Annotated in this window: 25 protein-coding genes and 3 tRNA genes; 21 read left to right on the top strand and 7 right to left on the bottom strand. The window is 71.7% G+C overall.

The window, feature by feature from the left end:
- The first annotated feature begins 18 nt into the window (after nucleotides 1-18).
- Genes OE229_RS14885 through ccsB form a run of 3 tightly spaced genes read left to right on the top strand, consistent with a single transcriptional unit; the run spans nucleotide 19 to nucleotide 3,450 of the window.
- Entirely contained in the window at nucleotides 19-717 is a 699-nt protein-coding gene (locus OE229_RS14885) for a cytochrome c biogenesis CcdA family protein (RefSeq protein ID WP_110861628.1), read from the top strand.
- Nucleotides 701-2,425 carry a cytochrome c biogenesis protein ResB gene (gene resB / locus OE229_RS14880; protein WP_262138681.1) on the top strand — a complete coding sequence of 575 codons (1,725 nt, stop codon included), beginning with the start codon at nucleotides 701-703 and terminating at the stop codon, nucleotides 2,423-2,425. Before OE229_RS14885 ends, resB begins: the two co-directional genes overlap by 17 nt.
- Nucleotides 2,426-2,430: 5 nt before the next feature.
- Entirely contained in the window at nucleotides 2,431-3,450 is a 1,020-nt protein-coding gene (gene ccsB / locus OE229_RS14875; RefSeq protein ID WP_263345291.1) for a c-type cytochrome biogenesis protein CcsB, read from the top strand.
- A gap of 274 nt (nucleotides 3,451-3,724) precedes the next feature.
- Here the strand turns inward: ccsB and OE229_RS14870 are convergent, their stop codons facing one another.
- Complete coding sequence (locus tag OE229_RS14870) at nucleotides 3,725-4,720, bottom strand: o-succinylbenzoate synthase (RefSeq protein ID WP_262138679.1); 996 nt, start codon at nucleotides 4,718-4,720, stop codon at nucleotides 3,725-3,727.
- A gap of 119 nt (nucleotides 4,721-4,839) precedes the next feature.
- Here OE229_RS14870 and OE229_RS14865 point away from each other — a divergent pair, with 119 nt between their 5' ends.
- From OE229_RS14865 to OE229_RS14850, 4 genes are read left to right on the top strand one after another with little or no spacing between them, the layout of a single operon-like run.
- Nucleotides 4,840-5,385 carry a hypothetical protein gene (locus OE229_RS14865; RefSeq protein ID WP_262138677.1) on the top strand — a complete coding sequence of 182 codons (546 nt, stop codon included), beginning with the start codon at nucleotides 4,840-4,842 and terminating at the stop codon, nucleotides 5,383-5,385.
- A 31-nt stretch (nucleotides 5,386-5,416) separates the two neighbouring features.
- Complete coding sequence (locus tag OE229_RS14860) at nucleotides 5,417-6,346, top strand: 1,4-dihydroxy-2-naphthoyl-CoA synthase (RefSeq protein WP_182065666.1); 930 nt, start codon at nucleotides 5,417-5,419, stop codon at nucleotides 6,344-6,346.
- On the top strand, nucleotides 6,346-7,485 hold the full coding sequence (locus OE229_RS14855) for an AMP-binding protein (RefSeq protein ID WP_262138675.1): 1,140 nt from the start codon (nucleotides 6,346-6,348) through the stop codon (nucleotides 7,483-7,485). The genes OE229_RS14860 and OE229_RS14855 overlap by 1 nt, the downstream gene beginning before the upstream one ends.
- A 40-nt stretch (nucleotides 7,486-7,525) precedes the next feature.
- Nucleotides 7,526-8,527, top strand: coding sequence for a 1,4-dihydroxy-2-naphthoate polyprenyltransferase (locus OE229_RS14850; RefSeq protein ID WP_262138673.1), 1,002 nt, complete (start codon nucleotides 7,526-7,528; stop codon nucleotides 8,525-8,527).
- A gap of 47 nt (nucleotides 8,528-8,574) precedes the next feature.
- Here the strand turns inward: OE229_RS14850 and OE229_RS14845 are convergent, their stop codons facing one another.
- Nucleotides 8,575-8,910: a DUF4229 domain-containing protein gene (locus tag OE229_RS14845; protein WP_182065669.1), complete on the bottom strand. Its 336-nt coding sequence runs from the start codon at nucleotides 8,908-8,910 to the stop codon at nucleotides 8,575-8,577.
- Nucleotides 8,911-8,974: 64 nt separating this feature from the next.
- On the opposite strand from OE229_RS14845, the gene OE229_RS14840 reads away from it, so the two are divergent.
- The gene (locus tag OE229_RS14840) at nucleotides 8,975-9,334 is read left to right on the top strand and encodes a PLDc N-terminal domain-containing protein (protein ID WP_182065670.1); all 360 of its coding nucleotides are present in this window, start codon (nucleotides 8,975-8,977) and stop codon (nucleotides 9,332-9,334) included.
- Entirely contained in the window at nucleotides 9,327-11,075 is a 1,749-nt protein-coding gene (gene menD, locus OE229_RS14835) for a 2-succinyl-5-enolpyruvyl-6-hydroxy-3-cyclohexene-1-carboxylic-acid synthase (protein WP_262140047.1), read from the top strand. Before OE229_RS14840 ends, menD begins: the two co-directional genes overlap by 8 nt.
- Nucleotides 11,076-11,152: 77 nt before the next feature.
- Here menD and OE229_RS14830 read toward each other — a convergent pair whose 3' ends face one another.
- The gene (locus OE229_RS14830; protein ID WP_209133829.1) at nucleotides 11,153-12,412 is read right to left on the bottom strand and encodes an isochorismate synthase; all 1,260 of its coding nucleotides are present in this window, start codon (nucleotides 12,410-12,412) and stop codon (nucleotides 11,153-11,155) included.
- 86 nt (nucleotides 12,413-12,498) lie between these two features.
- Here OE229_RS14830 and OE229_RS14825 point away from each other — a divergent pair, with 86 nt between their 5' ends.
- The 4 genes from OE229_RS14825 (at nucleotide 12,499) to OE229_RS14810 (ending at nucleotide 16,977) form a co-directional block, all read left to right on the top strand.
- Nucleotides 12,499-13,290 carry a demethylmenaquinone methyltransferase gene (locus OE229_RS14825; protein ID WP_017888622.1) on the top strand — a complete coding sequence of 264 codons (792 nt, stop codon included), beginning with the start codon at nucleotides 12,499-12,501 and terminating at the stop codon, nucleotides 13,288-13,290.
- A gap of 31 nt (nucleotides 13,291-13,321) precedes the next feature.
- Nucleotides 13,322-14,398, top strand: coding sequence for a polyprenyl synthetase family protein (locus OE229_RS14820; protein ID WP_209133828.1), 1,077 nt, complete (start codon nucleotides 13,322-13,324; stop codon nucleotides 14,396-14,398).
- An 82-nt stretch (nucleotides 14,399-14,480) separates the two neighbouring features.
- A complete protein-coding gene (locus OE229_RS14815; protein ID WP_259579554.1) occupies nucleotides 14,481-15,854 on the top strand; it encodes an FAD-dependent oxidoreductase in 1,374 nt (457 codons plus the stop codon).
- Nucleotides 15,855-15,861: 7 nt separating this feature from the next.
- The gene (locus OE229_RS14810; RefSeq protein WP_262138670.1) at nucleotides 15,862-16,977 is read left to right on the top strand and encodes a heparan-alpha-glucosaminide N-acetyltransferase domain-containing protein; all 1,116 of its coding nucleotides are present in this window, start codon (nucleotides 15,862-15,864) and stop codon (nucleotides 16,975-16,977) included.
- Nucleotides 16,978-17,137: 160 nt separating this feature from the next.
- Here the strand turns inward: OE229_RS14810 and cls are convergent, their stop codons facing one another.
- Both cls and OE229_RS14800 read right to left on the bottom strand, forming a co-directional pair.
- Complete coding sequence (cls, locus tag OE229_RS14805; protein WP_262138668.1) at nucleotides 17,138-18,598, bottom strand: cardiolipin synthase; 1,461 nt, start codon at nucleotides 18,596-18,598, stop codon at nucleotides 17,138-17,140.
- Between the two features lie 39 nt (nucleotides 18,599-18,637).
- On the bottom strand, nucleotides 18,638-19,126 hold the full coding sequence (locus tag OE229_RS14800; protein WP_182065676.1) for a YajQ family cyclic di-GMP-binding protein: 489 nt from the start codon (nucleotides 19,124-19,126) through the stop codon (nucleotides 18,638-18,640).
- A 223-nt stretch (nucleotides 19,127-19,349) separates the two neighbouring features.
- Here OE229_RS14800 and OE229_RS14795 point away from each other — a divergent pair.
- The 5 genes from OE229_RS14795 (at nucleotide 19,350) to OE229_RS14775 (ending at nucleotide 21,912) form a co-directional block, all read left to right on the top strand.
- Nucleotides 19,350-19,434 (top strand) — tRNA-Tyr (locus OE229_RS14795).
- 58 nt (nucleotides 19,435-19,492) lie between these two features.
- Nucleotides 19,493-20,323, top strand: coding sequence for an inositol monophosphatase family protein (locus tag OE229_RS14790; protein WP_262138666.1), 831 nt, complete (start codon nucleotides 19,493-19,495; stop codon nucleotides 20,321-20,323).
- A 148-nt stretch (nucleotides 20,324-20,471) separates the two neighbouring features.
- Nucleotides 20,472-21,641, top strand: a complete 1,170-nt coding sequence (locus OE229_RS14785) for a M23 family metallopeptidase (protein ID WP_262138663.1) — start codon at nucleotides 20,472-20,474, stop codon at nucleotides 21,639-21,641.
- A 93-nt stretch (nucleotides 21,642-21,734) separates the two neighbouring features.
- Nucleotides 21,735-21,806, top strand: a tRNA-Thr gene (locus tag OE229_RS14780).
- A gap of 32 nt (nucleotides 21,807-21,838) precedes the next feature.
- Nucleotides 21,839-21,912: transfer RNA gene (locus OE229_RS14775), tRNA-Met, on the top strand.
- Between the two features lie 75 nt (nucleotides 21,913-21,987).
- Here the strand turns inward: OE229_RS14775 and OE229_RS14770 are convergent.
- Nucleotides 21,988-23,883, bottom strand: coding sequence for an ABC transporter ATP-binding protein (locus OE229_RS14770; RefSeq protein ID WP_182065679.1), 1,896 nt, complete (start codon nucleotides 23,881-23,883; stop codon nucleotides 21,988-21,990).
- Between the two features lie 111 nt (nucleotides 23,884-23,994).
- Nucleotides 23,995-24,393, bottom strand: a complete 399-nt coding sequence (locus tag OE229_RS14765; protein ID WP_262138662.1) for a hypothetical protein — start codon at nucleotides 24,391-24,393, stop codon at nucleotides 23,995-23,997.
- Nucleotides 24,394-24,524: 131 nt separating this feature from the next.
- Between OE229_RS14765 and OE229_RS14760 the strand changes: the two genes are divergently transcribed.
- From OE229_RS14760 to OE229_RS14750, 3 genes are read left to right on the top strand one after another with little or no spacing between them, the layout of a single operon-like run.
- Entirely contained in the window at nucleotides 24,525-24,974 is a 450-nt protein-coding gene (locus OE229_RS14760) for a MaoC family dehydratase N-terminal domain-containing protein (protein WP_262138661.1), read from the top strand.
- Nucleotides 24,971-25,396 (top strand): MaoC/PaaZ C-terminal domain-containing protein, encoded by a 426-nt coding sequence (locus tag OE229_RS14755; protein WP_071247385.1) that lies wholly within the window; start codon nucleotides 24,971-24,973, stop codon nucleotides 25,394-25,396. Before OE229_RS14760 ends, OE229_RS14755 begins: the two co-directional genes overlap by 4 nt.
- Before the next feature lie 2 nt (nucleotides 25,397-25,398).
- Nucleotides 25,399-26,427, top strand: a complete 1,029-nt coding sequence (locus OE229_RS14750; RefSeq protein WP_262138658.1) for a UDP-N-acetylmuramate dehydrogenase — start codon at nucleotides 25,399-25,401, stop codon at nucleotides 26,425-26,427.
- Nucleotides 26,428-26,467 lie beyond the last annotated feature (40 nt).

Genomic DNA, 26,467 nt, shown 5'->3' with positions numbered 1-26,467 from the left:
GCGATCCTGAGCGGCCAGATGGCCGTGGCGCTGCCCGTGGCGGCGCTCGCCGGGCTCGTGTCGTTCCTGTCCCCGTGCGTGCTGCCGCTCGTGCCGGGGTACCTCGGGTACGTCGGCGGTGTCGCCGAGGGCGGGCAGCGTCGGGGTCGTGTAGTGCTCGGCGTGCTGCTGTTCATCGCCGGGTTCACGGCGGTCTTCGTTGCGTACACGACGGTGTTCGGGGCACTCGGCTTCTGGCTCGTCCGCTGGCGCGACCTCATCACGCAGGTGCTCGGGGTCGTCGTGATCGCGATGGGTCTGGTGTTCGTCGGTCGGTTCACGTTCCTGCAGCGCACGATCAAGCCCGGCTGGACCCCGGCCACGGGGCTCCTCGGCGCCCCCCTGCTCGGCATCGTGTTCGGCCTCGGCTGGACCCCGTGCCTCGGCCCGACCCTGGCGGCCATCAACCTGCTCAGCGTGCAGTCGGGCAGCGCCTGGCAGGGCATGTGGCTCGGGGTGGCGTACTGCCTCGGGCTCGGCATCCCGTTCGTCCTCGTCGCCCTCGGCGCCGGCTGGGCCACGGGGGCCATCGCGGCGGTGAAGCGTCACATGCGCACCGTCAACATCATCGGAGGAGCGATCCTGATCGTCATCGGTCTGCTCATGGTCACCGGTATCTGGTCGGCCGTCATGTCGAGCGTCGGGGCGGTGATCCAGAGCTTTGTCCCCGCGGTCTGACCTCAACGAGCACGTCCCGACGGGTACGGGCGACGGGGCCGACAGCGCCTCCGACCCGCAGCGACCGTCGGACCACGTCGACGGCTCCGGCCCCACCGACGGCGGCGTCAACCAGCCGAAGCTCGGCTTCGTCGGGTACCTCCGCTTCTTCTGGCGGCAGCTGACGAGCATGCGCACGGCGCTGTTCCTGCTCATGCTGCTCGCCCTCGCGGCGATCCCGGGCTCGCTCGTCCCGCAGCGCACCGCCGACCCGAACGGCGTCGTGCAGTACAAGGCGGACCACCCGCAGCTCTACCCGGTCCTCGACAAGCTCCAGGTCTTCGACACTTACACCTCGGTGTGGTTCTCCGCGATCTACCTGCTGCTCTTCATCTCGCTCATCGGCTGCATCGTGCCCCGCACGAAGCACCACTGGCAGGCACTGCGGACCCGTCCACCGAAGACCCCCGCGCGCCTGACGCGACTGGCGGGCTTCCGCACCGTGGCGGTGCAGCCGGACGCGATGATCGACGGGACGACCGGGATCGACGCGACCACGGGCCTCCCGTCCGCCGAGCACGCGGTGACGCGCGCGATGGCGATCCTGAAGCGGTCCGGGTACCGCGTCGAGCGGTTCGGTGACTCAGTGAGCGCGGAGCGCGGCTACCTGCGCGAGACCGGCAACCTGGTGTTCCACGCCGCCCTCGTCGGGGTGCTCCTGGCGGTCGGCGTCGGCGGCGGCTTCGGCTTCACCGGACAGCGCCTGCTGGTCGAGGGCCAGACGTTCTCGAACGTGCTCGGCTCGTACGACTCGTTCAACCCCGGTCGCTGGTTCCAGCAGACCGACCTGCAGGGCTACAACCTCCGGCTCGACAAGTTCGTGACGAAGTACGAGGAGCGCAACCTCGACGCCCTCGGGCAGGCGCTCGACTACTCGGCCACCGTCACGAGCACCGAGAAGGGCGGCGAGCCGAAGACGAGTCGCCTCGGTGTGAACGACCCGCTGCACGTCGGTGGCACGAACGTCTACCTGCTCGGCAACGGCTACGCGATGCAGGTCACGGTGCGCGACGGCGACGGCAACGTGGCCTTCAAGGACGTCGTGCCGTTCCTGCCGGAGGACGCGAACTACACCTCCACGGGTGTCATCAAGGTGCCGGACGCCAAGCCCGACCAGCTCGGCATGGTCGGGTTCTTCTACCCGACCGCGTCGAAGCTCGCGAGCGGCGCGTACTCGAGTGCCTACCCGGACACCCAGAACCCGCTGCTGACGCTGCAGGTCTACACGGGTGACCTCGGGCTCGACAGCGGTGTGCCGCAGAGCGTGTACACGCTCAGCACCAAGGGGCTCGACCAGATCGCCGGTCGGCAGTCGGACACCGCGAGCATCGCGTTGCAGCCCGGCCAGACGAAGAAGCTCCCCGAAGGCGCCGGGTCGATCACGTTCGACGGCGTCAAGCGGTACGTCTCCCTCGACGTCCACCACGACCCGTCGCAGCTCTGGGTGGGCGGGTTCGCCCTGCTCTCCACCCTCGGCCTGCTCACCTCGCTGTTCGTCCCGCGCCGCCGCGTCTGGGTGAAGGTCGTCCCGCGCCGCGACGCACCGGGCGGCGAGTACGACCTCGAGTACGCCGGACTCGCGCGCGGCGAGGACCCGAACCTCGAACGGGCCGTCGCGGACATCGCACAGCGCCACACGTCGGACCTCGGAGTTAGGATGCCCCAGTGAACGACATGACCACGAACCTCGCGACCTACTCGGTCGTGCTCACGTACTCCGCGATGGCGGTGTACGTGGTCGCGTTCATCTCGTTCGCCCTCGACATGGCCAAACGCTCCGGCAACGTCACGGCCGCCGCGAAGAACGCGGGTGCCGACGACAGCTCGGCCGGGGCGTCCAGCGCTGCGGCAGCACGCGGAGCGAAGACGGTGGCGACCGTCCGCGGCGGCACCGTCGTGCTCGAGCAGGTCGCCGCGCCACCGTCGGGTGGCTCCGCCGGACGCGGCACGAAGTTCGAGCGCGTCGGCATGGCGATGACGATCCTCGCGCTCGTCCTGCACGTCGCCTCGGTCGTCCTCCGCGGCATCGCGGCCGACCGTGTGCCGTGGGGCAACATGTTCGAGTTCTCGCTGACCGGCACGGCGCTGATCACCCTGATCTTCCTGCTCGTGCAGTTCTGGCAGAACCTGAAGTTCCTCGGCGTCTTCATCACCGGCCTGACGATCATCCTGCTCGGCATCGCGACGGTGAACTACTGGGTCCCCGTCGTCCCGCTCCAGCCGGCCCTGCAGTCGTACTGGCTGGTCATCCACGTCTTCGTGGCGATCGCCGGCACCGGGTTCTTCGCGCTCGGCGCGGGTCTCGCGGTGGCGCAACTCGTGCAGACGTACCGCCAGGGCCGCACGGCCACCGGCAGGCTCCGCTTCATGGCGACGCTGCCCGACGCCGACCGGCTCGAGGTCCTGACCTACCGCGTCCTGCTCGTCGGCTTCGTCCTCTGGACCTTCACCCTCATCGCCGGTGCGATCTGGGCCGAGCGTGCGTGGGGTCGCTACTGGGGCTGGGACACCAAGGAGGTCTGGACCTTCATCATCTGGGTCGTCTACGCGGGCTACATCCACGCCCGTGCGACCCGCGGCTGGCGCGGTGCGCGGTCGTCCTGGCTGGCCCTCATCGGCTTCGCCGCGGTGATGTTCAACTTCTCGGTCGTGAACGTCTTCTTCAAGGGCCTGCACAGCTACTCGGGTCTGTGAGCCGCGTGGGTCGCTGACGCGGCCCTGGTCGCGACCACGACCGGACGGGAGGCACGGTGCCAGTGGCACCGTGCCTCCCGTCCGTCGTCCGGGGTGCGTCGAGAGCCGCGACCGGTCCGGTGGACCCCGGTAGTGGTCACGACGTGCCGTGTGCGGAGCGGCGCGGGCGCACGAACGGTCGTTCCGGGGCCGTCCGAACGACGGAACGCGCGATCTCGGTGAACGCGAGCGGCGTGTCCTGCGCCTTCGACGGACCCGACCGGGTGCGGGTGCGCTACCCGGCGGCGGCCGCGAGCACGGCGTGCACGCGCGCCACCCGCTCACGCCACCACGCCGTGCGCGGCGGCGACGCAGCGTACTGCTGCACCAGCTCCGGCGTGACGTCGACCCGACGCACCGGAACGCGACCGCCAACCGGCAGCAGCGGATCGGCCGTGACGTCCCCGGCGAACATCGCGGCCGTCCCGAGCCCTGCGGCGTACCCCGGGGTCATCGCCGCTGCGGCGAGGAACGCTCCCATCCCGAGCCCGACCGAGGTGTCGAGCGCGCTCGAGACGACGCACGGCAGCCCGGCGTCGGCGATGACGGCACGCGCCGCGGTGATCCCCCCGAGCGGCTGGGCCTTCACGACCAGGACGTCGGCGGCGCCGGCCCGGGCGACGGCGAGGGGGTCGGTCGCCTTCCGGACGCTCTCGTCCGCCGCGACCCGGACGCCGAGGCCGGCCGTCCGTGACCGGAGCTCGGCCAGCTCGGGCACGGTCGCGCAGGGCTGCTCGGCGTACTGCAGGTCGAAGGGAGCGAGGCGTTCGAGTGCCGCGGCTGCCTGGTCGACGCTCCACAGGCCGTTCGCATCGACCCGGACCGCGGCCTCGGGCCCCATCACCCGCCGGACCGCGGCGACACGGGCGACGTCGTCGTCGACGGTCGTGCCGGGCTCCGCGACCTTGACCTTGGCCGTGGTGCAGCCGGGGTACCGTCCGAGCAGGTCGGCAACGTCGTCGGCGGCGATCGCCGGGACGGTGGCGTTGACCGGCACGGAGTCGGCGGCGGGTTCGTGGTCGATCCACCCGAAGTCGACCGTGGCCCGCAGCCAGGCGGCGGCTTCGGCGTCGTCGTACTCGACGAACGGCGAGAACTCGGTCCAGCCGGCGGGGCCGCGCAGCACGACCGCCTCGCGCGTGGTGATGCCGCGGAACCGGACCCGCATGGGCAGGGCGACCACGTGGGCGTCGGCGAGGAGTTCGGCGAGGTCGGGGAGCACGTCCGCCATCCTCCCACCGCACCCAGGGCCCCTGCCGGTTCCTCGGAGGGGACCGCCAGGGCAGGGCACTAGCATGCATCGGTCGGCCTCGGTCGGCGAGGGGAACGACCCGGAACGAGGGAGGCTCGGTGGCGGTGGATCCGCGGCAGCGCGCAGCACAGCAGCGCGCATCGCAGCGCCCGTCCGACCCGTCGAGCGCCGGAGCGGCACGCCCGGCAGCGTCGGCTCGTCCGGCAGCTGCAGCCCGACCCTCGGCGGCGACCCGCCCGGCAGCGGGCGCTCGATCCGCGGCGGCTCCAGGGCGCGACTCCGACGACTTCGCACGCCTCATGCAGCGCGGCACCGTCGACGTCCGGCAGACGGGTCGCACGAAGCGCCGCAACCCGGTCGTCGGCAAGATCGCCCTCGGCCTGGCCGTGGTCTCCGCCGCGGTCGACGCCAGTGCGTTCGCCGTGTTCATGGGCGGTGACACGAACTTCGCCTTCGGGATCTGCTTCGTCGTCGTGTTCCTGACGCTCATCGCCGCCGTGCTCGGGTTCGTCGCCGCCGTCGGCTCGTTCGGACGCTGGTACGGCGCCGTCGGGGTCGTCCTGGCGTTCTTCGCGAACCCCGTGATCCTCATCGTGATCATGGTGTTCGTCGCGCCGGAGATCCTGACCGACATGGGCGCCTGACCCGGCAGACGCCCGGCGGTACGTTGGGAGCATGCCTGCTCCCGTCTCCGACCTGTTCGACCCCGACGTCTGGACCACCGCTCCGATCGCGGAGCAGTTCACCGACATCACGTACCACAAGCACGTCTCCGAGGGCATCGTCCGGGTCGCCTTCGACCGCCCCGAGGTCCGCAACGCCTTCCGTCCGCGCACGGTCGACGAGCTCTACCGTGCCCTCGACGACGCGCGGCAGGACCCCCGTGTCGGCGTCGTGCTGCTCACCGGCAACGGCCCGAGCCCGAAGGACGGCGGGTGGGCGTTCTGCTCCGGCGGCGACCAGCGCATCCGGGGGCGGAGCGGCTACCAGTACGTCGGTGACGAGGGCGCACCGCCCGAGGGTGTGGACCCCGCGGCCGCACAGGCATCGATGGGGCGGCTGCACATCCTCGAGGTCCAGCGGCTGATCCGGATGATGCCGAAGGTCGTCATCGCCGTCGTCCCCGGCTGGGCGGCGGGCGGTGGGCACTCCCTGCACGCGATCTGCGACCTCACCATCGCGAGCGCCGAGCACGGGAAGTTCAAGCAGACCGATGCCGACGTCGGCTCGTTCGACGGTGGCTACGGCAGCGCCTACTACGCCAAGCAGATCGGGCAGAAGTTCGCTCGCGAGGTCTTCTTCCTCGCCCAGGAGTACTCCGCCCAGCGCGCGTACGAGATGGGGGCGGTGAACGCCGTGGTGCCGCACGTCGACCTGGAGCGTGAGGCGATCCGCTGGGGCGAGATCGTGCTCGGCAAGTCCCCGACGGCGATCCGGATGCTCAAGTACGCGTTCAACGCCGTGGACGACGGCATGGTCGGGCAGCAGGTGTTCGCGGGCGAAGCGACGCGGCTGGCCTACGGCACCGACGAAGCCGTCGAGGGCCGCGACTCGTTCCTCGAGAAGCGTGCTCCCGAGTGGACCGCGTTCCCCTGGCACTACTGATGCCCCGTCCGCTGGTCGCGACCGGTACGTCGGACCCGACGGCCGTGCTGCGCGGCCTGGAGGCAGCGCTCGCCGGCGGCCCCGCACTGCTCCCCGTCGCCGAGGGTGCCCCGGCGCTGCCGACACCGCCTCCGGCCGAGGTCCGGCAGGCGGTCGCCCTGGTGGTCGAGACGAGTGGGTCCACCGGCACCGGCAAGCGCGTGGCGCTCTCGTCCGAGGCGCTCCTCGCCGGTGCCGCCGCGGCGGACGCGGCACTCGGTGGGCCCGGGCGTTGGGTGCTCGCCCTGCCGACGCACTACATCGCCGGCATCAACGTCCTGACCCGCTCGATCACCGCGGGCACCGAACCCGTCGTCGTCCCACCCGGGCACTTCGCGGCCGCCGCGTTCACCGCGGCGGCCGAACGGCTCGTCACCGGTCCGGCCGCGCCGCGTCGCTACACCTCGCTGGTGCCGGTGCAGCTCGCCCGGGTCCTCGACGACCCGGACGCCACCCGTGCGCTCGCCCGCTTCGACGCGGTCCTGGTCGGCGGGCAGGCCACCCCGGCGCCACTCCGGCAGCGGGCGCTCGACGCCGGGGTCCGGATCGTGACGACGTACGGCGCGAGCGAGACGAGCGGCGGATGCGTGTACGACGGCGTCCCGTTGGGCACGGTGCGCACCGCGCTGGTCGACGGCGAGCTGCACTTGGCCGGGCCGATGCTCGCCGAGGGGTACCTCGACGACGACGCCCGCACGGCGTCGGTCTTCGTCGAACGGGACGGGCTGCGCTGGTACCGGACCGGGGACACGGCGACCCTGTCCGACGGCGTGGTGCGCGTGCTCGGACGCCTCGACGACGTGGTGATCTCCGGCGGCGAGAAGGTCCAGCTCGGTGCGGTCGAACGGCTCGTCCGCGGCCTCCCCGGGCAGGAGAGCGCGGTCGTCGCCCGGCGCCCGGCGGGGGAGTGGGGCGAGGTCCCGGTCGTCGTCACCGAGCGACCGCTCGATGTCGAGGCCGTGCGTGCCCACGTCGGAGCCACCCTGGGGCGTGCCGCCCGCCCGGCAGACGTGGTCCTGGTGGAGCGGGTCCCGATGCTGCCGTCGGGCAAACCCGACCGCCGGGCCGTGCAGGCGCTCGTCGACCCGGGGCGCCCGTAGGGACTGCGAGCCGCCGGGTGCCGCATCGGCAATAAGATCGGTGCTCGTGGCACGAACGAAGAACTCGACGCAGAAGCAGGGCCGGTCCGGCAACCCGGCGAAGGCCGCTGCCCCCGCCCGCACCAAGCGGAAGGCGACCGCGCGCGACTGGGTCGGCGGAGCACGCCTGCGCACCCTGACCCTCGGTGTCGTCCCGGTCGTGCTCGGCACCGCCGTCGCGTTCGTCGACAGCGGGGAACCCGGGGACTTCGGCGACTACCTGGCGAAGGACGGCCACCTCGCCGTCGCGCTGCTCGCCCTGGCCGTGGCGCTGTTCCTGCAGATCGGCGTGAACTACAGCAACGACTACTCCGACGGGGTCCGCGGCACCGACGAGTACCGCGTCGGCCCGGCACGACTCACCGGAGCCGGCCTGGCCAAGCCCCGGACCGTGCTCACCGTCGCCCTGACCTTCTTCGGCCTGGCCGCGGTCGCCGGCCTGGTCATCGTGCTGCTCACCCAGCTGTGGTGGCTGCTGCTCGTGGGGGCCGCCGCCATCGTCGCCGCCTGGTTCTACACGGGCGGCAAGAAGCCGTACGGGTACAACGCCCTCGGCGAGGTCTTCGTCTTCGTGTTCTTCGGACTGGTCGCCGTGCTCGGCACACAGTTCGTGCAGATCCGCGAGGTCACGGTCAGCGGCTGGGCAGCCGCGGTGGCCGCCGGCTTCTTCGCCTGCGCGGTCCTCATGGTGAACAACATCCGCGACATTGACGAGGACCAGCTGGCGGGCAAGCGCACACTCGCCGTGGTCGTCGGCCGTCCGGTCGCCCGCGTCCTGTTCGGCCTGTTCCTGATGCTGCCGTACGTCGTGCTGCTCTGGTTCGTGCTGCTGTACTTCCGCACGGGCTTCACGTACTTCTCGCTGCTGCTGGCCTTGCCGGCCCTGGCGATCGGGGTGTCGTCACGGAAGCCCCGTGAGCTCATCACGGCCCTGCAGCTGTCGTCGTTCGCCTCGCTCGCCTTCGGGGTGGTGCTCGGGATCACCTTGGCCGTCCAGCCGTAGCCGTCCCGGCTCCCTGATCCGACGGCCCAGCGCCCGGCTCCGTCTGATCAGGCGGAGTCGGAGTCGCGGCGCGCCTCGTGCCGGTCCGCGTCGGACACCGGACGGACGACGGGAGTGGCTGCGGCGTCGGAGTCGGCGGCGTCCACGAAGTCGTCCTCGAAGTCCGAGTCGGCGTCGCGCTCCGGGGTGCCGCGGCGGTTCGCCAGGCTCAGCGCGACCTGCGTGCGCAGTCCGGACAGGGCGATGTACGAGATGAGCAGGCCCACCAGGGCGGCCACGATCGTCGCCCAGTACCACGGCATCGGCGTCAGGAGCAGGAGGAGCACGAGCGCCACCACGAAGATGCCGAGCCGAGCCAGGGTGTACAGGAGCCACGCTTTCACACGGTGAGTCTACGGACGGCCGACCGGCAGGGGCATCACAGGGTCGCGACCTAGACTTCACCACATGGTCCGCTTGTGGTTGATCGTCGCCGTGGCCGCCGTCGCCTTCACGGTGTACGCGGCCATCGACTGCGGCACGATGCCCCGTCAGCGCGTCCGTTCCCTGCGCCGCGGCGTGTGGCTCCTGCTCGTCATCGTCCTGCCCGTCGTCGGCGGCGTCCTCTGGTTCCTGCTCGGTCGCACCCCGGCGGCCGACCCCGGCGCTTCGGCCCGGTACCGTGGACCCGAGGACGACCCGGACTTCCTCGGCACCACGCCGGAGCCGGGCACCACCATCACGGACAAGGACCAGGACGACGCGACCCTCCGAGACCTCGAAGACCAGTTCCACGAGCGCGACGACGACGGCCGCACCGATCGCTGACGGCCCCGCCGGTTCGGGCAGCCCGGCGACGGACACCGCGCTCGCCCTCCTGCAGGAACTCGTGCGTGCCGGCGTCACCGACGTCGTCGTGAGCCCCGGTTCGCGTTCCCAGGCGCTCGCACTCGCGGCGGTCGCCCTGGAACGCGCCGGTGGGCTGACCGTGCACGTGCGGTTGGACGAACGGACCGCCGGGTTCTTCGCACTCGGGCTCGCGGTCGAGACACACCGGCCGGCAGCGGTCGTGACGACGTCGGGCACCGCGGTGGCGAACCTGCACCCCGCCGTGCTCGAGGCGCACCACTCCGGCGTGCCGATGATCGTGCTGAGCGCCGACCGACCCGACGAACTGCGCGGCATCGGCAGCAACCAGACCACTGTCCAGCCGGGCATCTTCGGCCGGGCCGTGGCATTCGTCCGCGACGTCGAGGCCCCGTCGGCGCACGGCGTCGACGCCTCGGTCCGCGACACCCTGCGCACCCTCGCCCGACAGGCCGTCGCCGCCGCAGCGGGGCACACCGGGCAACCCGGTCCCGCGCAGCTCAACGTCGCGTTCCGTGAGCCGCTGTCCGCCGGGCTCGCCCCGGAGCACGTCAGCCCCGTGCCGGACGACGAGGTCGGCCTGGTGTTCGCGACCCGCCGGGCGCACACGGGTCTGCCGGTCGCCGAGCTCACCCCGGACGACGAACCCGGAACCGTCGTCATCGCCGGGCACGACGCCGGCGAGGACGCCGAGCGGATCGCCTGGGAACTCGGGGCGCCGCTCCTCGCCGAGGTCTCGAGCGGCGCGCGCTTCGGTCGCAACCTGGTCGTGGCCTACCGCGAACTGCTGCGCGACCCGGACCACGGCGGCGCCGTCCGCCGGGCCGTCGTGCTCGGTCACCCGACCCTCAGCAGGGAGGTCCCTGCGCTCCTGCAGCGCGACGGGGTCGAGACCATCGTGGTCCGCGGACCGGCGGCCGACCCCTTCAACCCGGCCCGCGCCTCCCGACCGGACGCCGCGACCACCTTCGTGTCCGACGTCCGCGTGACGGGCCGCACCCGTCCGGAGCACCGTGCGTGGGTCGGCCGCTGGGTCGGCGCGAGCCGCCGGATCCTGGGGGACGGCGACGCCGGCCCGGACCTCGATGCCAAGCGCTCCGCCGACCGCGCTGAGCGGAACAAGTTCCTGCGTGACGAGGTCGCGCTCCGTCGCCGACCCGTCGACCGGGCCATGCTCGCCGAGGCCGTCTGGGGGGTGACCTGGCCGCACGACCGGCTGGTCCTCGGTGCGTCGCAGCTCATCCGTGAAGCCGACGCCCGGGTGCTCGGCAAGAAGATCCGGGTGCACGCGAACCGCGGGCTCGCCGGCATCGACGGGACCGTCTCGACCGCGCTCGGCATCGCCGCGGCGCTCGAGCAGGCCTCGGCCTCGGTGGGCACCACCCGCGTGCTCCTCGGCGACCTGACGCTGCTGCACGACCTCGGAGCGTTCGTCACCGGGACGGAGGAACGCACCCACCGGGTGCAGGTCGTCGTCGGCAACGACCACGGCGGTGCGATCTTCCGCGGGCTCGAGGTGGCGAAGACCACGCCGGAAGCCGACATGCGGCGGATGATGTCGACCCCGCAGCACGTCGACGTCGAGCGGGTCGTCACCGGCCTCGGGTGGGAGTACCGCCGGGCGGTGACGTGGGGAGACCTCGAGCGGGTGCTCACCGACCCCGCCGAGCGGGTCGTGATCGAGGTCCCGCTGGCGGACTGACCGGTCGAGCGGCGACTGCGCGCCCGCGCGGCTGCGTGGCCGCCCGGCTGCGGCACTGCGCGGGTCGCGCGGCTGCCTCAGGCCAGCGCGTCGGTGATCGGCCGGAACTTCAGGGCCGTCTCGGCGACCTCGCGCGTCGACTCCGAACCGGCGACGATCCCGGCCCCCGCCCAGGCCCGGACGGTGCCGTCGTCGTCGATCCGGGCGCTGCGGAGCGCGAGCATCCACTCGCCGTCACCCGTCGCGCTCATCCAGCCGACCGGCCCGGCGTAGCGGCCGCGGTCGACGCCCTCGAGCTCGGCGACGAGCCGCACGGCCACGTCCGTCGGGGTGCCGGCGACCGCGGCGGTCGGGTGCAGGGCGTCGGCGACGTCCAGCGACGTGGTGTCGGGCGGCAGCGTGGCCTGCACGTCGGTCGCCAGGTGCCACAGGTTCGGCAGCTGCAGCCGGAACGGTTCGGCGTCGGCGCGCAGGTCCGTCGCGAGCGGGGCGAGGGCCGCGAGCAGGCTGTCGATCGCGAAGGTGTGCTCCTCGACGTCCTTGGCGCTGCTGGCCAGGGCCTCGGCGGCGGCCCGGTCGGACACCTCGTCGGTGCCCCGGGCGGCGCTGCCGGCGAGCACCCGCGCGGTCAACCGCGTGCCGTCGGTGCGGGCGAGGGTCTCGGGGGTGGCGCCGACCAGTCCGTCCACCGCGAAGGTCACGCACTGCGGGTAGGCCGACGCGAGGTCGAGCAGGACCGCCCGTCGATCGGCTCCCGGCGGCAGCGTCCCGACGAGGTCGCGGGCGAGCACCACCTTGCGGGCATCGCCGGCCACGATGCGCCGGACCGCCTCGGTCACGTTGGCGGCGTAGGTGTCCTCGTCGATGTGTCCGGGACGCAACGCCACGGAGACGTGCGGCCCGACGTGGGGGACCGGGACCGAGGTCCGGGTGAAGGCCAGGGGCTCCGCGCCGAGCGTGGTGTCGATCGCGGTCAGCCAGGCCTTGCCACGCCGACGACCGAGGACCACCCGGGGAACGATGAGCACGCTCTCGTCGGCGGAGTCGTCGGCGAAGGCGAAGGACCCGAACGCGACGAGCCCCGAACCGCGCAGCTGCACCGGGTCGTCGACGACGGCGGTCTCGACGATGCTGCGCCAGAGGGCCGCGGCGTCACGCATCCGGTCGGGTCCGGTGAACGTGAACCGGAGCGCCTCGCCGATGCCGACGATGCCGTCGCCGTTCCGGACGAAGGCGAGTGGACGGTCGCGGAGCGTGTGGCGGAGGACGGCGCCCGGGTCGTCGAGGATCCGGGTCGAGACCGTCAGCGGGGGCGCCGCCGTGGTGGTTCGGGTCACGGCTCCGATGCTACGCGCCGATCCCGCACCGCCCGGGTGGCTGCGAGTCCGGTGAACGCTCGGTCGGGACCTCTAGGATTGACCGTGTGAGCAGAGCGGACCTGAACAAGCGCCCGGACGAGGTGGCGGCGATGTTCGACGACGTCGCGGCCAAGTACGACCTCACGAACGACATCCTGTCGGCGGGCAACGCTCCGCTGTGGCGTGTCGCCACCGTCCGCGCGGTCGACCCGCAGCCCGGCGAGAAGGTCCTCGACATCGCCGCGGGCACCGGGACCAGCGCGGCGGCCTTCGCCAAGAAGGGCGCCGAGGTCACCGCGCTCGACCTGTCCGCCGGCATGATCGCCGTCGGCCGTGAACGCCACCCCGAGATCACCTTCGTCGAGGGCGACGCCGAGCAGCTGCCCTTCGACGACGACACGTTCGACGCCGTCACGATCTCGTTCGGGCTGCGCAACGTGAACGACCCGAAGCAGGCGCTCGCCGAGATGCTGCGCGTCCTCAAGCCCGGCGGCCGCGTCGTCATCTGTGAGTTCTCGACGCCGCCCCGCGCCCTGCTGCGCTTCGGCTACGGCACCTACCTGAAGCGCGTGCTCCCGGGCATCGCGCGGCTCTCGAGCAGCAACCCGGCCGCCTACCGCTACCTCGCCGAGTCGATCGACGCGTGGCCCGACCAGCAGGTGCTCACCCAGTGGCTCCGCGGTGTCGGGTTCTCGGTGGTCGCCTACCGCAACCTGACGGCCGGTATCGTCGCACTGCACCGTGGCCGCAAGCCCGTCGCCGACACGGTGCGCGAGTCCGCGGCACGGCGTGCGAAGGCTCGCCGTGACCACCAGAACACCGGCGAGCAGCCGCGCGTCGACCCGGCCGCCGACTGACCGGTCACCACCCCCGAAGACGGAGCAGCACTTGAATCCGAGCGTCCCGGTCGCACGTCGCGCGCCGAGCCTGCGCGCATCGCTGGGCATCGGCGAGCGGTTGTTCGCCACGCCCGCCGACCGACGCTTCATCTCCGCGGTCGACGACGGGCTCGAACTCGTCGAGCAGGGGCTCGAGGAGGCCATGCGCTCCACCGACACCCTCGCCGACACCACCAGCCGGTACCTGCTGTCGGCCGGCGGCAAGCGCATCCGTCCGACCCTGACGCTCCTCATCGCCCAGCTCGGTGACGGGGTGACCGACGCCGTGATCAAGGCCGCGGTCAGCATCGAGACCACGCACCTGGCGTCGCTCTACCACGACGACGTCATGGACGAGGCCCCCGTCCGCCGCGGGGTCCCCGCCGCGCAGATCACCTACGGCAACAACGTGGCGATCCTGACCGGCGACCTGCTCTTCGCCCGCGCCAGCCTGATCACGGCCGACCTCGGCACCGAGGGCATCCGGATGCAGGCCGAGACCTTCCAGCGGCTCTGCATGGGGCAGCTGCACGAGACCACGGGGCCGCAGCCGGACGACGACCCGCTCGAGCACTACATCCAGGTGCTCAGCGACAAGACCGGTTCGCTCATCGCCACCGCGGCACGCGCCGGCGTGATGTTCTCCGGTGCCGACCGCGCCTACCTCGACGCCGTCGGTACGTTCGGCGAGAAGGTCGGCGTGGCGTTCCAGCTCGTGGACGACGTCATCGACCTCGCCCCCGCGACGGACAAGACCGGCAAGATCGCGGGCAACGACCTGCGCGCCGGTGTGGACACCCTGCCGGTCCTGCAGCTGCGCCGGATGGCCGCGACCGACCCGTCCGCCCAGCACCTGGTCGAGCGCATCGAGCGCGACGTCAACGGTGCGCCCGACGACGTGGTCGACTCCGCGCCGTACCAGTCGGCCGTCGCCGCGCTCCGCGAGCACGAGGCCACCGCGGCGACCCGTGCCGTCGCCGTCGCCTGGGCCCGCGAAGCCGTCGCCGCCCTCGCCCCGCTCCCGGACGGCACCGTGAAACGGGCGCTCACCCGCTTCGCGGACTCCGTCGTCGACCGAAGCCGCTGAACACCCCTCCCGACGGCGCACGCGCTGCGGCCCGGCCGGGAGGCCCCCGGGAACCCCCACCCGAACGAACTGGAGACGATCAGTGCCCACCCTCCGACTCGCCATCGTCGGCGCCGGCCCGGCCGGCATCTACGCCGCGGACATCCTGCTGCGCGAGGCGCACGGCTACGACGTGTCGATCGACCTGTTCGAGCAGCTCCCCGCGCCCTACGGTCTGGTCCGGTACGGCGTCGCCCCCGACCACCCGCGCATCAAGGGCATCATCAACGCCCTGCGTGACGTCCTCGACCGCGGTGTCGTCCGGCTGTTCGGCAACGTCCGCTACGGCGAGGACATCACCCTCGAGGACCTCAAGAAGCACTACAACGCGGTCGTGTTCTCGACCGGTGCGATCAAGGACGCCGACCTCGACATCCCCGGTGTCGACCTCGACGGCTCGTACGGCGCCGCCGAGTTCGTGAGCTGGTTCGACGGCCACCCCGACGTCCCCCGCACCTGGCCGCTGAACGCCGAGAGCGTCGCGGTCATCGGTGTCGGCAACGTCGCCCTCGACGTCTCGCGCATCCTGGCGAAGCACGCCGACGACCTGCTGCCGACCGAGATCCCCGCGAACGTCTACGAGGGCCTCAAGGCATCGCCCGTCACGGACGTGCACGTCTTCGGCCGCCGCGGTCCGGCGCAGGTGAAGTTCACGCCGCTCGAGCTCCGCGAGCTCGGCGAGGTCCGAGACGTCGACATGGTGGTGTACGACGAGGACTTCGACCACGACGAGGCCTCGAGGACCGCGATCGCGACGAACAAGCAGGTGATGGTGATCAACCGCGTCCTCGAGCAGTGGCGCACGCGCGAGGTCGGCCAGGCCAGCCGTCGGCTCCACCTGCACTTCTACGCGAAGCCGATCGAGTTCGTCGGCGACGAGCAGGGCAAGCTCACCGCCATCCGCTACGAGCGCACCCGCCCGAACGGCGAGGGCGGCGTGGAGGGCACCGGCGAGATCCGCGAGGTCCCGATCCAGGCCGCGTACCGCGCGGTCGGGTACTTCGGCTCCCCGCTGCCCGGTGTGCCGTTCGACGAGCGGCACGGTGTCATCCCGAACCACGAGGGCCAGGTCCTCGACGACGACAACCAGCAGATCCCCGGGGTGTACGCCACCGGGTGGATCAAGCGCGGTCCGGTCGGGCTCATCGGGCACACGAAGTCCGACGCCATGGAGACCGTGCAGCACATCGTCAACGACCAGGCGAGCTGGTGGACCCCGGAGGACCCGTCCGACGAGGCGATCCCGGCCCTGCTCCGGGAGCGCGGTGTCGAGTACACCGACCTCGAGGGCTGGCACCACCTCGACACCCACGAGCAGGCGCTCGGTGCGGTCGACGGGCGCGAACGCATCAAGGTGGTGCCGCGCGACGAGATGATCGACGTCTCGCTCGGACGCGTCGACACCCCGACGAGCTGACGACGCCATGACCAACACGCGCCCCGTCCCGCCCACAGCGGTGCGGGGCGCGTCCGCGTCGGGGATGCGGCTGCAGGGCGTCGACGTGGCCCGTGCGGTCGCGCTGCTCGGCATGATGGCCGCCCACATCGGCGGCATCGCGGAGCAGCTCGACTGGTCCGACCCCGCCACCTGGACCGCCGTCGCCCACGGGCGCCCGTCCACGCTGTTCGCGGTCCTGGCCGGCGTCTCGATCGGCCTGACCAGCGGACGGACCGAGCCGCCCGGCCCGCCCACCATCGGCCGCATCCGAGCCCGGCTCGCGATCCGTGCCGCGGTGGTCGTCGTCATCGGGTTCGCCCTGATGGCGCTCGACACCCCTGTGTACGTGATCCTGCCGACCTACGGGGTGCTGTTCCTGCTGGTGGTCCCGGTGCTCCGCGTCCGACCGGGGGCGCTGCTCGGCATCGCCGTGCTCTGCGCGGTGCTGTCGCCGCTCGCCGCGCTGACGATCGCGCCGGCCTACGCCGACGCCGGCATGGTCGGCGTGCAGCTCGGCCTGGTCTACCCCGTGGTCACCTTCCTGGCGTACGTCCTGGTGGGGCTCGCGGTCGCCCGGGTCGGGCTGGAGGACCGTGGCCGGCATGTCCTGATCCTCGTGTCCGGCGCACTGGTCGCTGCCACCGCGTACGTCGCCGGGTCGGTCCTCGCCCCGCTGCCGGACGACGCGGCCCTGGCATTTCCCGGGGTCCCGTACGCGGGCGAGGCCTCGAGCCCCGGCCAGGCCCTCGCACAGCTGTTCCTGTCCCCGCGTGACCACTCGTCGTCGGTCGTCGACGTGGTGGGCACAGCCGGGGTCGCGGTCGCGGTGATCGCCCTCTGCCTGCTCGTGTTCGACGGCCGCGGGCCTGTCGCCGAGCGGATCGCATTCCCCTTGGCCGCCGTCGGCTCGATGCCGCTGACGGTGTACTCGGGGCACCTCGTGGTCATCGCGATGCTGCCGACCTACCCCGAGTCGGCCGAGGCCTGGGGCTGGTTCGCCTTCGGCTCGGTGGTCTTCGCGATGCTGTGGCGGCGGTTCCTCGGCCGCGGCCCGCTCGAGCGGATGGTCGGGGCCCTGGCATCCCTCGTCCCGATGCGCTGAGCGTCCTGCCGGTGCTGGAGCCGCACGGTGCAGGGTTGTCCGTCCGGGGCGGGCTTGCCCGCTGCGTGCCCCGTCGTGGCGACGCACCGTGCGGTCAACGTCGCACCGGGTGGCGGACAGCGCACCGTGCGGGGCGGACCCGCACCGGGCCTCCAGACGGCTACTGCAGCGCCGCCGTGAGCCGCGCGGCGTTGTCGAGCACCTTGGACCGGCGCGGACGGTCGATCCACTCGTCGAGCGTGAGTTCGAAGCTGTGCTCCTTGTAGGCGTCCTGCACCTCGCGCAGGGCGTCGACGAAGCGGTGCCCGCGCACCATCACGGACACCTCGAGGTTCAGGCTGAACGACCGCATGTCCATGTTGCTCGAGCCGATCACCGACACCTCGTCGTCGATCGTGAAGTGCTTGGCGTGCAGGATCGTCGGCGCCCGGTACAGCCAGATCCGCACGCCGGCACGCAGGAGCTCCTCGTAGTAGGAGCGCTGTGCGTGCCACGTCATCGCGTGGTCGCCCATCTCGCCGACGAACAGCTCGACGTCGACCCCGCGCTGCGCCGTCGTGGTGATGGCGTAGAGCATCGAGTCGTCCGGCACGAAGTACGGCGACGTGATCGAGACCTTCTGCTGCGCCGAGTAGAGCAGCGCGTTGAACAAGCGCAGGTTGTTCTCGCCGTCGAACCCGGGCCCGGACGGCACCACCTGGCAGTCGAGCGCGTCGCCGCGGTCGGCCCGCTGGACGGGATCGCTCTCGCGCAGCAGCAGTTCGTCGGTCTCGCTGTACCAGTCGGTGACGAACAGGGCGTTGAGCCCCGCGACGACCGGCCCCTCGAACCGGGCGAACAGGTCCTTGTAGACCATGCCCTTCTCGACGTGGGACTTGATGTCGTACGACGCGTCGATCAGGTTCTGCGAGCCGGTGAACGCGACCGAGCCGTCGATCACCATGATCTTCCGGTGGTTGCGGAGGTCGGGGCGCTGGAACTTCCCCTGGAGCGGCAGGAGCGGCAGCATCAGGTGCCACTCGATGCCCGCCTGGTCCATGAACGCCAACGTGTCCTTGTAGCCCGGGTAACCACGGCTGGCCCAGTGGTCGAGCAGGAACCGCACCGTGACCCCTCGGGCCTGCGCCCGCTCGAGCGCCTCGAAGAACGGGCGTGTGGTGTCGTCGAGCGTCGCGATGTAGAACTCGACGTGCACGAACCGTCGGGACTGGTCGATCGCGCGGGTCATCTCGGCGATGGACTCCTCGGAGTCGGGGTAGAGCTCCGCGGAGTTGCCGCCGACCAACGGCATCGCGCCGAGCTCGCGGTTCAGCCGCGTGACGCTCTCGAGCCACGCGGGCCACGGGTGGTCACGGCGGACCCGCTCGATGCCCTCCGTCTGCTCGAGGATGTACGCGTTGATCTCGGTCTGCTTCTCGCGACGGGCGCGGGGGAGCTTCGTCGACCCGATGACCAGGAAGACGATGAAGCCGATGTAGGGGATGAGGAAGATCGCGAGCAGCCACGCCGTCGCGGTCTGCGGCTTCCGGTTGATCGGGACGTAGATGATCGAGAAGACGCGGATCGCCAGGTCCAGCAGGACGAGCAGGACGGTGATGACGACGCTGAGCCAGTGCTCCACGGGGTGCCGGTGTCGGGTGTCGGTCGCAGGCGCCGCGGGTCAGCGGAAGTTGATGAACTGCAGCGGGACGTCGAACTCTTCACCCTTGAGGAGCTGGATCGTGTTCTGCAGGTCGTCACGGCTCTTCGACGAGACGCGGAGCTCGTCGCCCTGGATCTGGCTCTTCACCGACTTCGGGGCGTTGGCGCGCAGGAAGGCCCCGATCTTCTTCGCCACGTCCTGCTCGATGCCGTTCTTGAACTTCACCTCGATGCGGTACTCCTTGCCCGAGGGGTACGGGTCACCGGCGTCGAGGCTCTTCAGACTGATGTTCCGCTTGATCACCTTGCTCTGCAGCACGTCGAGGACCGCCTTGGCCCGCTCTTCCGAGTTCGCCTTGATGAGGACGTCCTCGCCGCTGAACGCGACCGAGGCGTCGGCACCCTTGAAGTCGTACCGCTGCTCGATCTCCTTGGCCGCTTGGTTGAGGGCGTTCTCCGCCTCCATCTTGTCGACCTTGCTCACCACGTCGAAGGAACTGTCTGCCATGCAGAACAGCCTAACGGCGGTGGGCCCCCGTCGCCGGTTCCCGGGCGACGCGCCAGCGGCGTCCGGGCCGTGCCGACGGGGAGGGAGGCCCGGTTCGGCCCCCGAGCGCGGGCCCTGGTGGGCGCGTGGTCGCGTCCAGGGCCGATGGTCACGACCACCGTCAGCCATCCGCTATGCTTTTGTGCGCGCCTTCGGTTGGTGATCACACCGGCTGGGTGCGCATGGCAAGTTACCCAAGCGGCCAAAGGGATCTGACTGTAAATCAGCCGGCGTAGCCTTCGGGGGTTCGAATCCCTCACTTGCCACCATCTGATCGGCCCCGTCCACTGCGGACGGGGCCGATGGTGTTTCCGGGAGGATGGGTGCATGGCATCCGATCCCACACCGTCCCAGTTCGCCGACCTCGCCGAGTCGATCGCCCGTGACGCAGCGGCGCTGGCTGCACGGCGCCGCGCCGAGGGGGTCGAGGTCGCGGACCGGAAGTCGAGCATCGTCGACGTGGTCACGGCCGCCGACCGCGAGGTCGAGGCGCTCATCCGCGCCCGCATCGCCGAGGCTCGCCCCGACGACGCCTTCCACGGCGAGGAGTCCGGCTCGGCCTCCGGCGCCTCGGGCATCACCTGGGTCGTGGACCCGATCGACGGCACCGTCAACTACCTGTACGGCAGCGCCGAGTACGGCGTGAGCATCGGTGTGGTGCGCGGGGCACCCGACCCGACGACCTGGGAACCGATCGCGGGTGTCGTCGTGGCGCCGGCGACGGGCGCCGTCTTCCGCGCGGCCGTCGGCCAGGGAGCGACGCGTGACGGGGAGCCGTTGTCCGTCGCCACGCCCGGGTCGCTCGCCGAGACGCTCGTCGCCACCGGGTTCGGGTACACGGCCGACCGTCGCCGGGAGCAGATCGCGGTGCTCGCCGGACTCATCGGCGAGGTGCGGGACATCCGCCGTGGGGGAGCGGCGTCGCTCGACTGCTGCGCCGTCGGGGCGGGCGTCGTGGACGCGTACTACGAGCGCGGGATCAACCCGTGGGACATGGCCGGTGGAGCCCTCGTCGCGCAGGAGGCCGGCGCGGCGATCCGCATCTGGGAGGCCGGAGGGACCCGCTCCTTCCTGTTCGCGAGCCCGGCGGTCGTCGACGAGCTCGAGGCCCTGGTTCGTGGGCTCGAGGCGGGTGCGCTCGGAGCCGTGCGGGCCTGACGACGCGCCGGGCCCCAGGTCTGGGGGTGCCGGGTGGACGCGACCACGACTGGCGACGTGCAACGACGTTTGCTAGCGTGCTCAGGTCCCGTTATCTGCTCGTTACCATCCAGCGAGCCCTTCCCCGATCAGGATCGCCACCGCACGCATGCTCCGTACTCCTCTGTCGTCCGCTCCCACCGACGGTTCCGTCGACGCCGCCACCCCGGTCGTCCACCTGACCCGACGCGCTCGGATCGAGGCAGAACGAGCAGCGGCGAAGGGCATGGTCGTGGTGCGCGAGGGACAGGGCTCGACGGATCCGAGCTTCGACGACGTGATCGGGGCGGCAACGCCGGGAACCCCCGCGGCCCCCGTGTCGCCGATCGACCTCGCACCGGCCTCGCCCGCGCGCCCGGCCTCCCGCATCACCACGCCGCCGGCCCCCACTTCGCCCGACGTGCAGGCCCAGCCGGTGACTCCCGCTCCCTCGGTGTCGCAGCCGCGTCGGGTCGCCGGGCAGGTCCCCGCGTCGCGTCGTCGCAGCAGCCGTCCGGCCACGAAGACCCCGGTCGACCGCGCGACCCGTCACATCCGGTCCACCGCTGCCACGACCCCCGCAGCAGCGCCGTCGCCGAAGCAGGGCGCGTCCTTCGGCCGTGCTGCTTCCCGTGTGACCGCGGTCGGCGCACTGCTCTTCGCCGCAGGCCTCGTCGTCTCGACCTCACTGCCGGCGCAGGCGCTCTGGGTCCCGGCCTCCGGCTCGACAGCGGCCCGTGCCACCGTCGACGGCGCCACCCAGTCCATGCAGGTCGGTGCCTCGGCCGACGGATCGACCGCCCGTGACCAGTACACGGTGTCCGACGCCACCCAGTACGCGAACGTCGACTCCTCCAGCTTCACGAACGACCCGACCGGCACGATCCAGTGGCCGTTCCTGACCGGTGTCCCGATCACCTCGGGCTTCGGTGGACGCCAGGTCGCCGGGTGCTCGTTCTGCTCGACGAACCACATGGGCGTCGACTTCGCCCCGGGCGAGGGCACCCCGATCGGCGTCATCGCCGCCGGCACCGTGATCAAGGTGCAGGCGAACGACGGCGGCTTCGGCAACGACGTCTGGGTCGAGCACGACGTCGACGGCAAGCAGTTCGTCAGCGTCTACGGCCACATGGAGGACAACTCCTTCAAGGTGGTCACCGGTCAGCACGTCGAGGTCGGCGACATCCTCGGTCTCGTCGGCAGCACGGGCAACTCCACGGGTCCGCACCTGCACCTCGAGGTGCACGTCGACGGGGTCCCGGTGGACCCGCTGGCGTGGCTCAAGACCAACGCGAACTAGCGGCCCACGACGCGGCACGCCCGGGCGTCTCGTCCGGTTCCGGAGCAGCGTCGGAGGTCTGCTATCCTCGTGTGGTGCCGTTCGCGGCACATCGCCCCGATAGCTCAGTGGTAGAGCACCTCCATGGTAAGGAGGGGGTCGTCAGTTCAATCCTGACTCGGGGCTCCGACCCGGTGCGCGTGCCGCTCCGGATCTCTGGCGGGGTAGCTCAGTTGGTTAGAGCACACGACTCATAATCGTGGGGTCGCGGGTTCAAGTCCCGCCCTCGCTACACGCAAGGCCCTCTCGTCCAGGATCCCCTGGGTCAGGGGGCCTTCTCTGTTGCCGCTCCCGACCCGCCGCGCGTTCAGTCCGCCGCCTGCACACCGGTCGCGACGTTCTCCTGCGCGGCGAACTGGGTGCGGTGCAGTTCCTCGTACCGGCCACCCGCGGCCAGCAGTTCGTCGTGCGTGCCGCGCTCCACGATCGAGCCGTCCTCGACCACGAGGATGACGTCCGCGCTGCGGATCGTGGAGAGCCGGTGCGCGATCACCATCGCCGTCCGTCCCTCGAGCGCCTCGCCGAGCGCAGCCTGCACCGCTGCCTCGGACGTCGAGTCGAGTGCCGCCGTCGCCTCGTCGAGGATGACGACGCGCGGCTGGGCGAGCAGGAGCCGGGCGATCGTCATCCGCTGGCGCTCGCCCCCGGACAGCCGGTAGCCGCGTTCGCCCACCATGGTGTCCAGCTGGTCGGGGAGGGACCGGATGAGCGGCTCGAGCCGCGCACGGCGGACGGCGTCCCACACCTCGTCGTCGGACGCCTCGGGCCGGGCGAACCGCAGGTTGGAACGGATGGTCTCGTGGAACAGGTGACCGTCCTGCGTCACCATGCCGAGGGTGTGGCGCATCGAGGCAAACGTGACGTCACGGACGTCCGTCCCGGCCAGGCGCACGGCGCCGCTGTCGACGTCGTACAGGCGTGCGAGCAGCTGCGCGACCGTGGACTTGCCGGCTCCGGACGAGCCGACCAGGGCGACGGTCTGCCCCGGCTCGATCCGGAAGGACAGGCCGTGCAGTACCTCCTCGCCGCCGCGGGTGTCGAGCGTGGCGACCTCCTCGAGCGAGGCGAGGGACACCTTGTCGGCGGACGGGTAGGCGAACCGGACGTCGTCGAACTCGACGGAGACCGGCCCGTCGGCGATGGTGACCGCGTCGGGCTGCTCCTGGATGAGTGGTTCGAGGTCGAGCACCTCGAAGACGCGCTCGAAGCTGACCACGGCGCTCATGATCTCGACCCGGGCGTTCGCCAGGCTCGTCAGCGGGGCGTACAGCCGGGTGAGCAGGAGCGCCAGGGTGACCACCTCGCCGGTGTCCAGGCGGCCGGCGAGCGCGAGGAAGCCGCCGAGCCCGTAGACCAGCGCGAGGGCGAGCGCGGAGACGAGCATCAGCGCGGTGAAGAAGACGAACTGCAGCATCGCGGTCCGGACCCCGATGTCGCGCACACGGGCAGCGCGGACGCGGAACTCCTCGGCCTCTTCGTCGGGTCGGCCGAACAGCTTGACGAGGGTGGCGCCGGGTGCCGAGAAGCGCTCGGTCATCTGGGTGCTCATCGCTGAGTTGTGGTCGGCGGCCTCGCGACGAAGGGCGGCGAGGCGGCTGCCCATCCGGCGGGCGGGGACCAGGAAGAGCGGGAGCATGACGACGGCGAGGACCGTCACGAGCCACGAGGTGCTGAGCATGACGATCAGCGTGAGGACCAGCGCCACGAGGTTCGTGACCACGCCGGACAGCGTGCCGCTGAAGGCCTGTTGGGCGCCGATCACGTCGTTGTTCAGGCGGCTCACGAGCGCACCGGTCCGGGTGCGGGTGAAGAACGCGATGGGCATCTTCTGCACGTGGTCGAAGACGGCGGTGCGGAGGTCCAGGATCACGCCCTCGCCGATCCGCGCCGAGTACCAGCGGGTGGTCAGTGACACGGCGGCGTCGGCCACGGCCACCAGGGCGATGACCACGGCCAACCGGACGATCGTCGCGACCTCACCACGGGCGACGATGACGTCGACCACCCGACCGGCGAGGACCGGCGTCGCGACCGCGAGGAAGGCTCCGACGACGGACAGACCGATGAAGACCAGCAGCTTCGCCCGGTACGGCACCGCGAACGTCAGGATCCGCCGGACGGACGCGCGGGAGAACCCGTGCTTGCCGCCCTGCGCGGACGAGATCTTGTACAGCGAGCTCCAGGCTGCGCTCTCCATGCTCATGGCGGTTCCTCTCCGGTGCCCCTGGCCCAACCTAGATGGCTCGCCGGGTCCTCGGTGACCGCTCCCGTGACGGTGCGCCGCGCGGCGACCCGCCGGAGGCCGTCCGGCCGCCTACTGCGTGCGGTGGGAGCCGGTGTTCGTCCGCGTCGCGAGCACCCCGGCCGCACGGAACGCGTCCTCGACCGCGGCGGTGACCTGCTGCCAGGCGGCGCGACGACGGTTCGCGCCGATGCTGCCGCCGGACACGGCCGTGCCGTGCCCGGCCCGACACAGGGTGATCGTGGTGGTGGCGCCGTCCACGACGGTCGACAGCTCGTAGCGGCGGTACTCCCGGGCCGGCTGGACGAGCGCACCGAGGAGGATCGTGAGCGTCCGGCTGCCCGCCGTCACGGTCAGCGTGCCACCCGTCGACTCGACGTGGTGGCCCGTGCGGCGCAGCGCAGCGGCCGCGACCTCCATGGCGGTGCACCGGTCTCCCGTGTGCACGGCGAACTCCGTCGTGGTGTCCATCGGCCCTCCCCGTCCCGAACGAACCCGTGCCGCACGGCACGCCCCGATTCCCCCGAATCGGTCTCAGACAGTCTAGCTGATGCGTGCTCATGGATCACAGGCCCCCGGGCGGGCGTCGGTACACTGCCGTGGTGTCAGTGAACCCCGAGCTCGTCGGCAGGACGTTCCCGCCGGCCCAGCCCTACCTGGTCGGCCGCGAGAAGGTGCGCGAGTTCTCGCGTGCGGTCTTCGCGACCAATCCCGTCCACCATGATCCGGACGCCGCACGTGCCGCCGGGTACGCCGACGTGGTCGCACCCCCGACGTTCGCCGTCGTCGTGCAGGAGGCCACGCTCGCGCAGCTCCTGAACGAGCCCGACGCCGGCATCGACTTCTCCCGCGTGGTGCACGGCGAGCAGTCCTTCACCTACGACCGGCCGATCGTCGCCGGCGACGAGCTCACCGCGACCCTGACGGTCACCAGTGTGAAGACCCTCGGCAGCAACGCGATGGTCACCGCCCAGAGCACCATGAACGACGCCGAGGGGGAGCACGTCGTCACGGCGACCTCCACCCTCGTGGTCCGAGGAGACGACGCATGACCGCCGCACCCGCCACCGCGCTCGAGGTCGGCACCGTCGTCGCCGAGCGTGACGTGCACATCACGCGTGACTCGCTCGTCCGGTACGCCGGCGCCTCGGGAGACTTCAACCCCATCCACTACCGCGACGACGTGGCCGCTTCGGTCGGCCTGCCGGGTGTGCTCGCCCACGGCATGCTCACGATGGGCATCGCCGTGCAGCCGGTCGCCGAGTGGCTCGGCGACCGCGGCTGGGTCGCGGGCTACGGCGTCCGCTTCACGCGTCCCGTCGTCGTGGACCCGGAGCAGGGTGCCACCGTCGGCATCGTCGCGAAGGTCGGCACCGTCGACGAGGACGGTCGGCCGAAGCGCATCGACCTCACCGTGACCGCCGCCGGGCAGACCGTGCTCGGCAAGGCGCAGGTCACGGTGGTGTTCCGCTGACCGTGTCCGAGCCGGTGCTGGCCGACCTGACGACGCTCCGCGTCGGCGGGGCCGCCACCCGGCTGCTCACGGCCACGACGACCGACGAACTCGTCGCCCACGCGCTCGACGCCTTCGACGACCACGAGTGGCTCGTCCTCGGCGGCGGCAGCAACCTGCTGGTCGCCGACCAGGGCTTCGACGGCACCGTCGTGCTGGTCCGGACGACGGGCGTCGGAGCCGACCGCGACGCCGACGGCGTCACCGTCCGCGTCGCCGCGGGGGAGCCGTGGGACCCGTTCGTCGCCACGACCGTCGCGAACGGCTGGACCGGCCTGGAGGCCCTCAGCGGCATCCCGGGCACGGTCGGTGCGTCCCCGGTGCAGAACATCGGCGCCTACGGGGTCGAACTCGCCGACGTGCTCACCCGCGTCGAGTTCCTCGATGCCGCCACGGGGGAGCGCGCGTGGGTCCCGGCAGCCGAGCTGGCGCTCGGCTACCGCTCGTCGACCCTCAAGCACGGTCGGCGCGGTGTCGTGCTGACGGTCGAGTTCCGACTCGGGCTCGCGGGCGAGCACGGTGTGCCCGTGCGGTACGCGCAGCTCGCCGGTTCGCTCGGGGTCGAGCTCGGTGCGCTCGTGCCGCCCACGACCGTCCGCGACGAGGTCCTACGGCTGCGCGGCTCGAAGGGCATGGTGCTCGAGGCGGACGACCACGACACCTGGAGCGCCGGGTCGTTCTTCACGAACCCGATCGTCTCGCCGGCGTTCGCCGAGACCCTGCCGGCGGACGCGCCCCGCTGGCCCGCGGGCGACGACGTCAAGCTCAGTGCCGCGTGGCTCATCGAGCACGCCGGCGTCCACCGCGGGTACGCGGTGCCGGGTTCCCGCGCGGCGATCTCGTCCAAGCACACCCTCGCACTCACGAACCGCGGCGGCGCGACGGCGGCGCAGGTGGCCGAGCTCGCACGGTTCGTGCAGGTGACCGTCCTGAACCGCTTCGGTGTCTCGCTCGTCCCGGAACCCGTCGTGGTGGGGGACCTGCTCGGCTGATCGTCCGCACGACGGGACGGACGAGCACGACGCACCACGG

Source organism: Curtobacterium poinsettiae, assembly GCF_025677645.1.
Taxonomy (GTDB): domain Bacteria; phylum Actinomycetota; class Actinomycetes; order Actinomycetales; family Microbacteriaceae; genus Curtobacterium; species Curtobacterium poinsettiae_A.
This window is presented reverse-complemented; position numbering and strand designations above follow the sequence as displayed.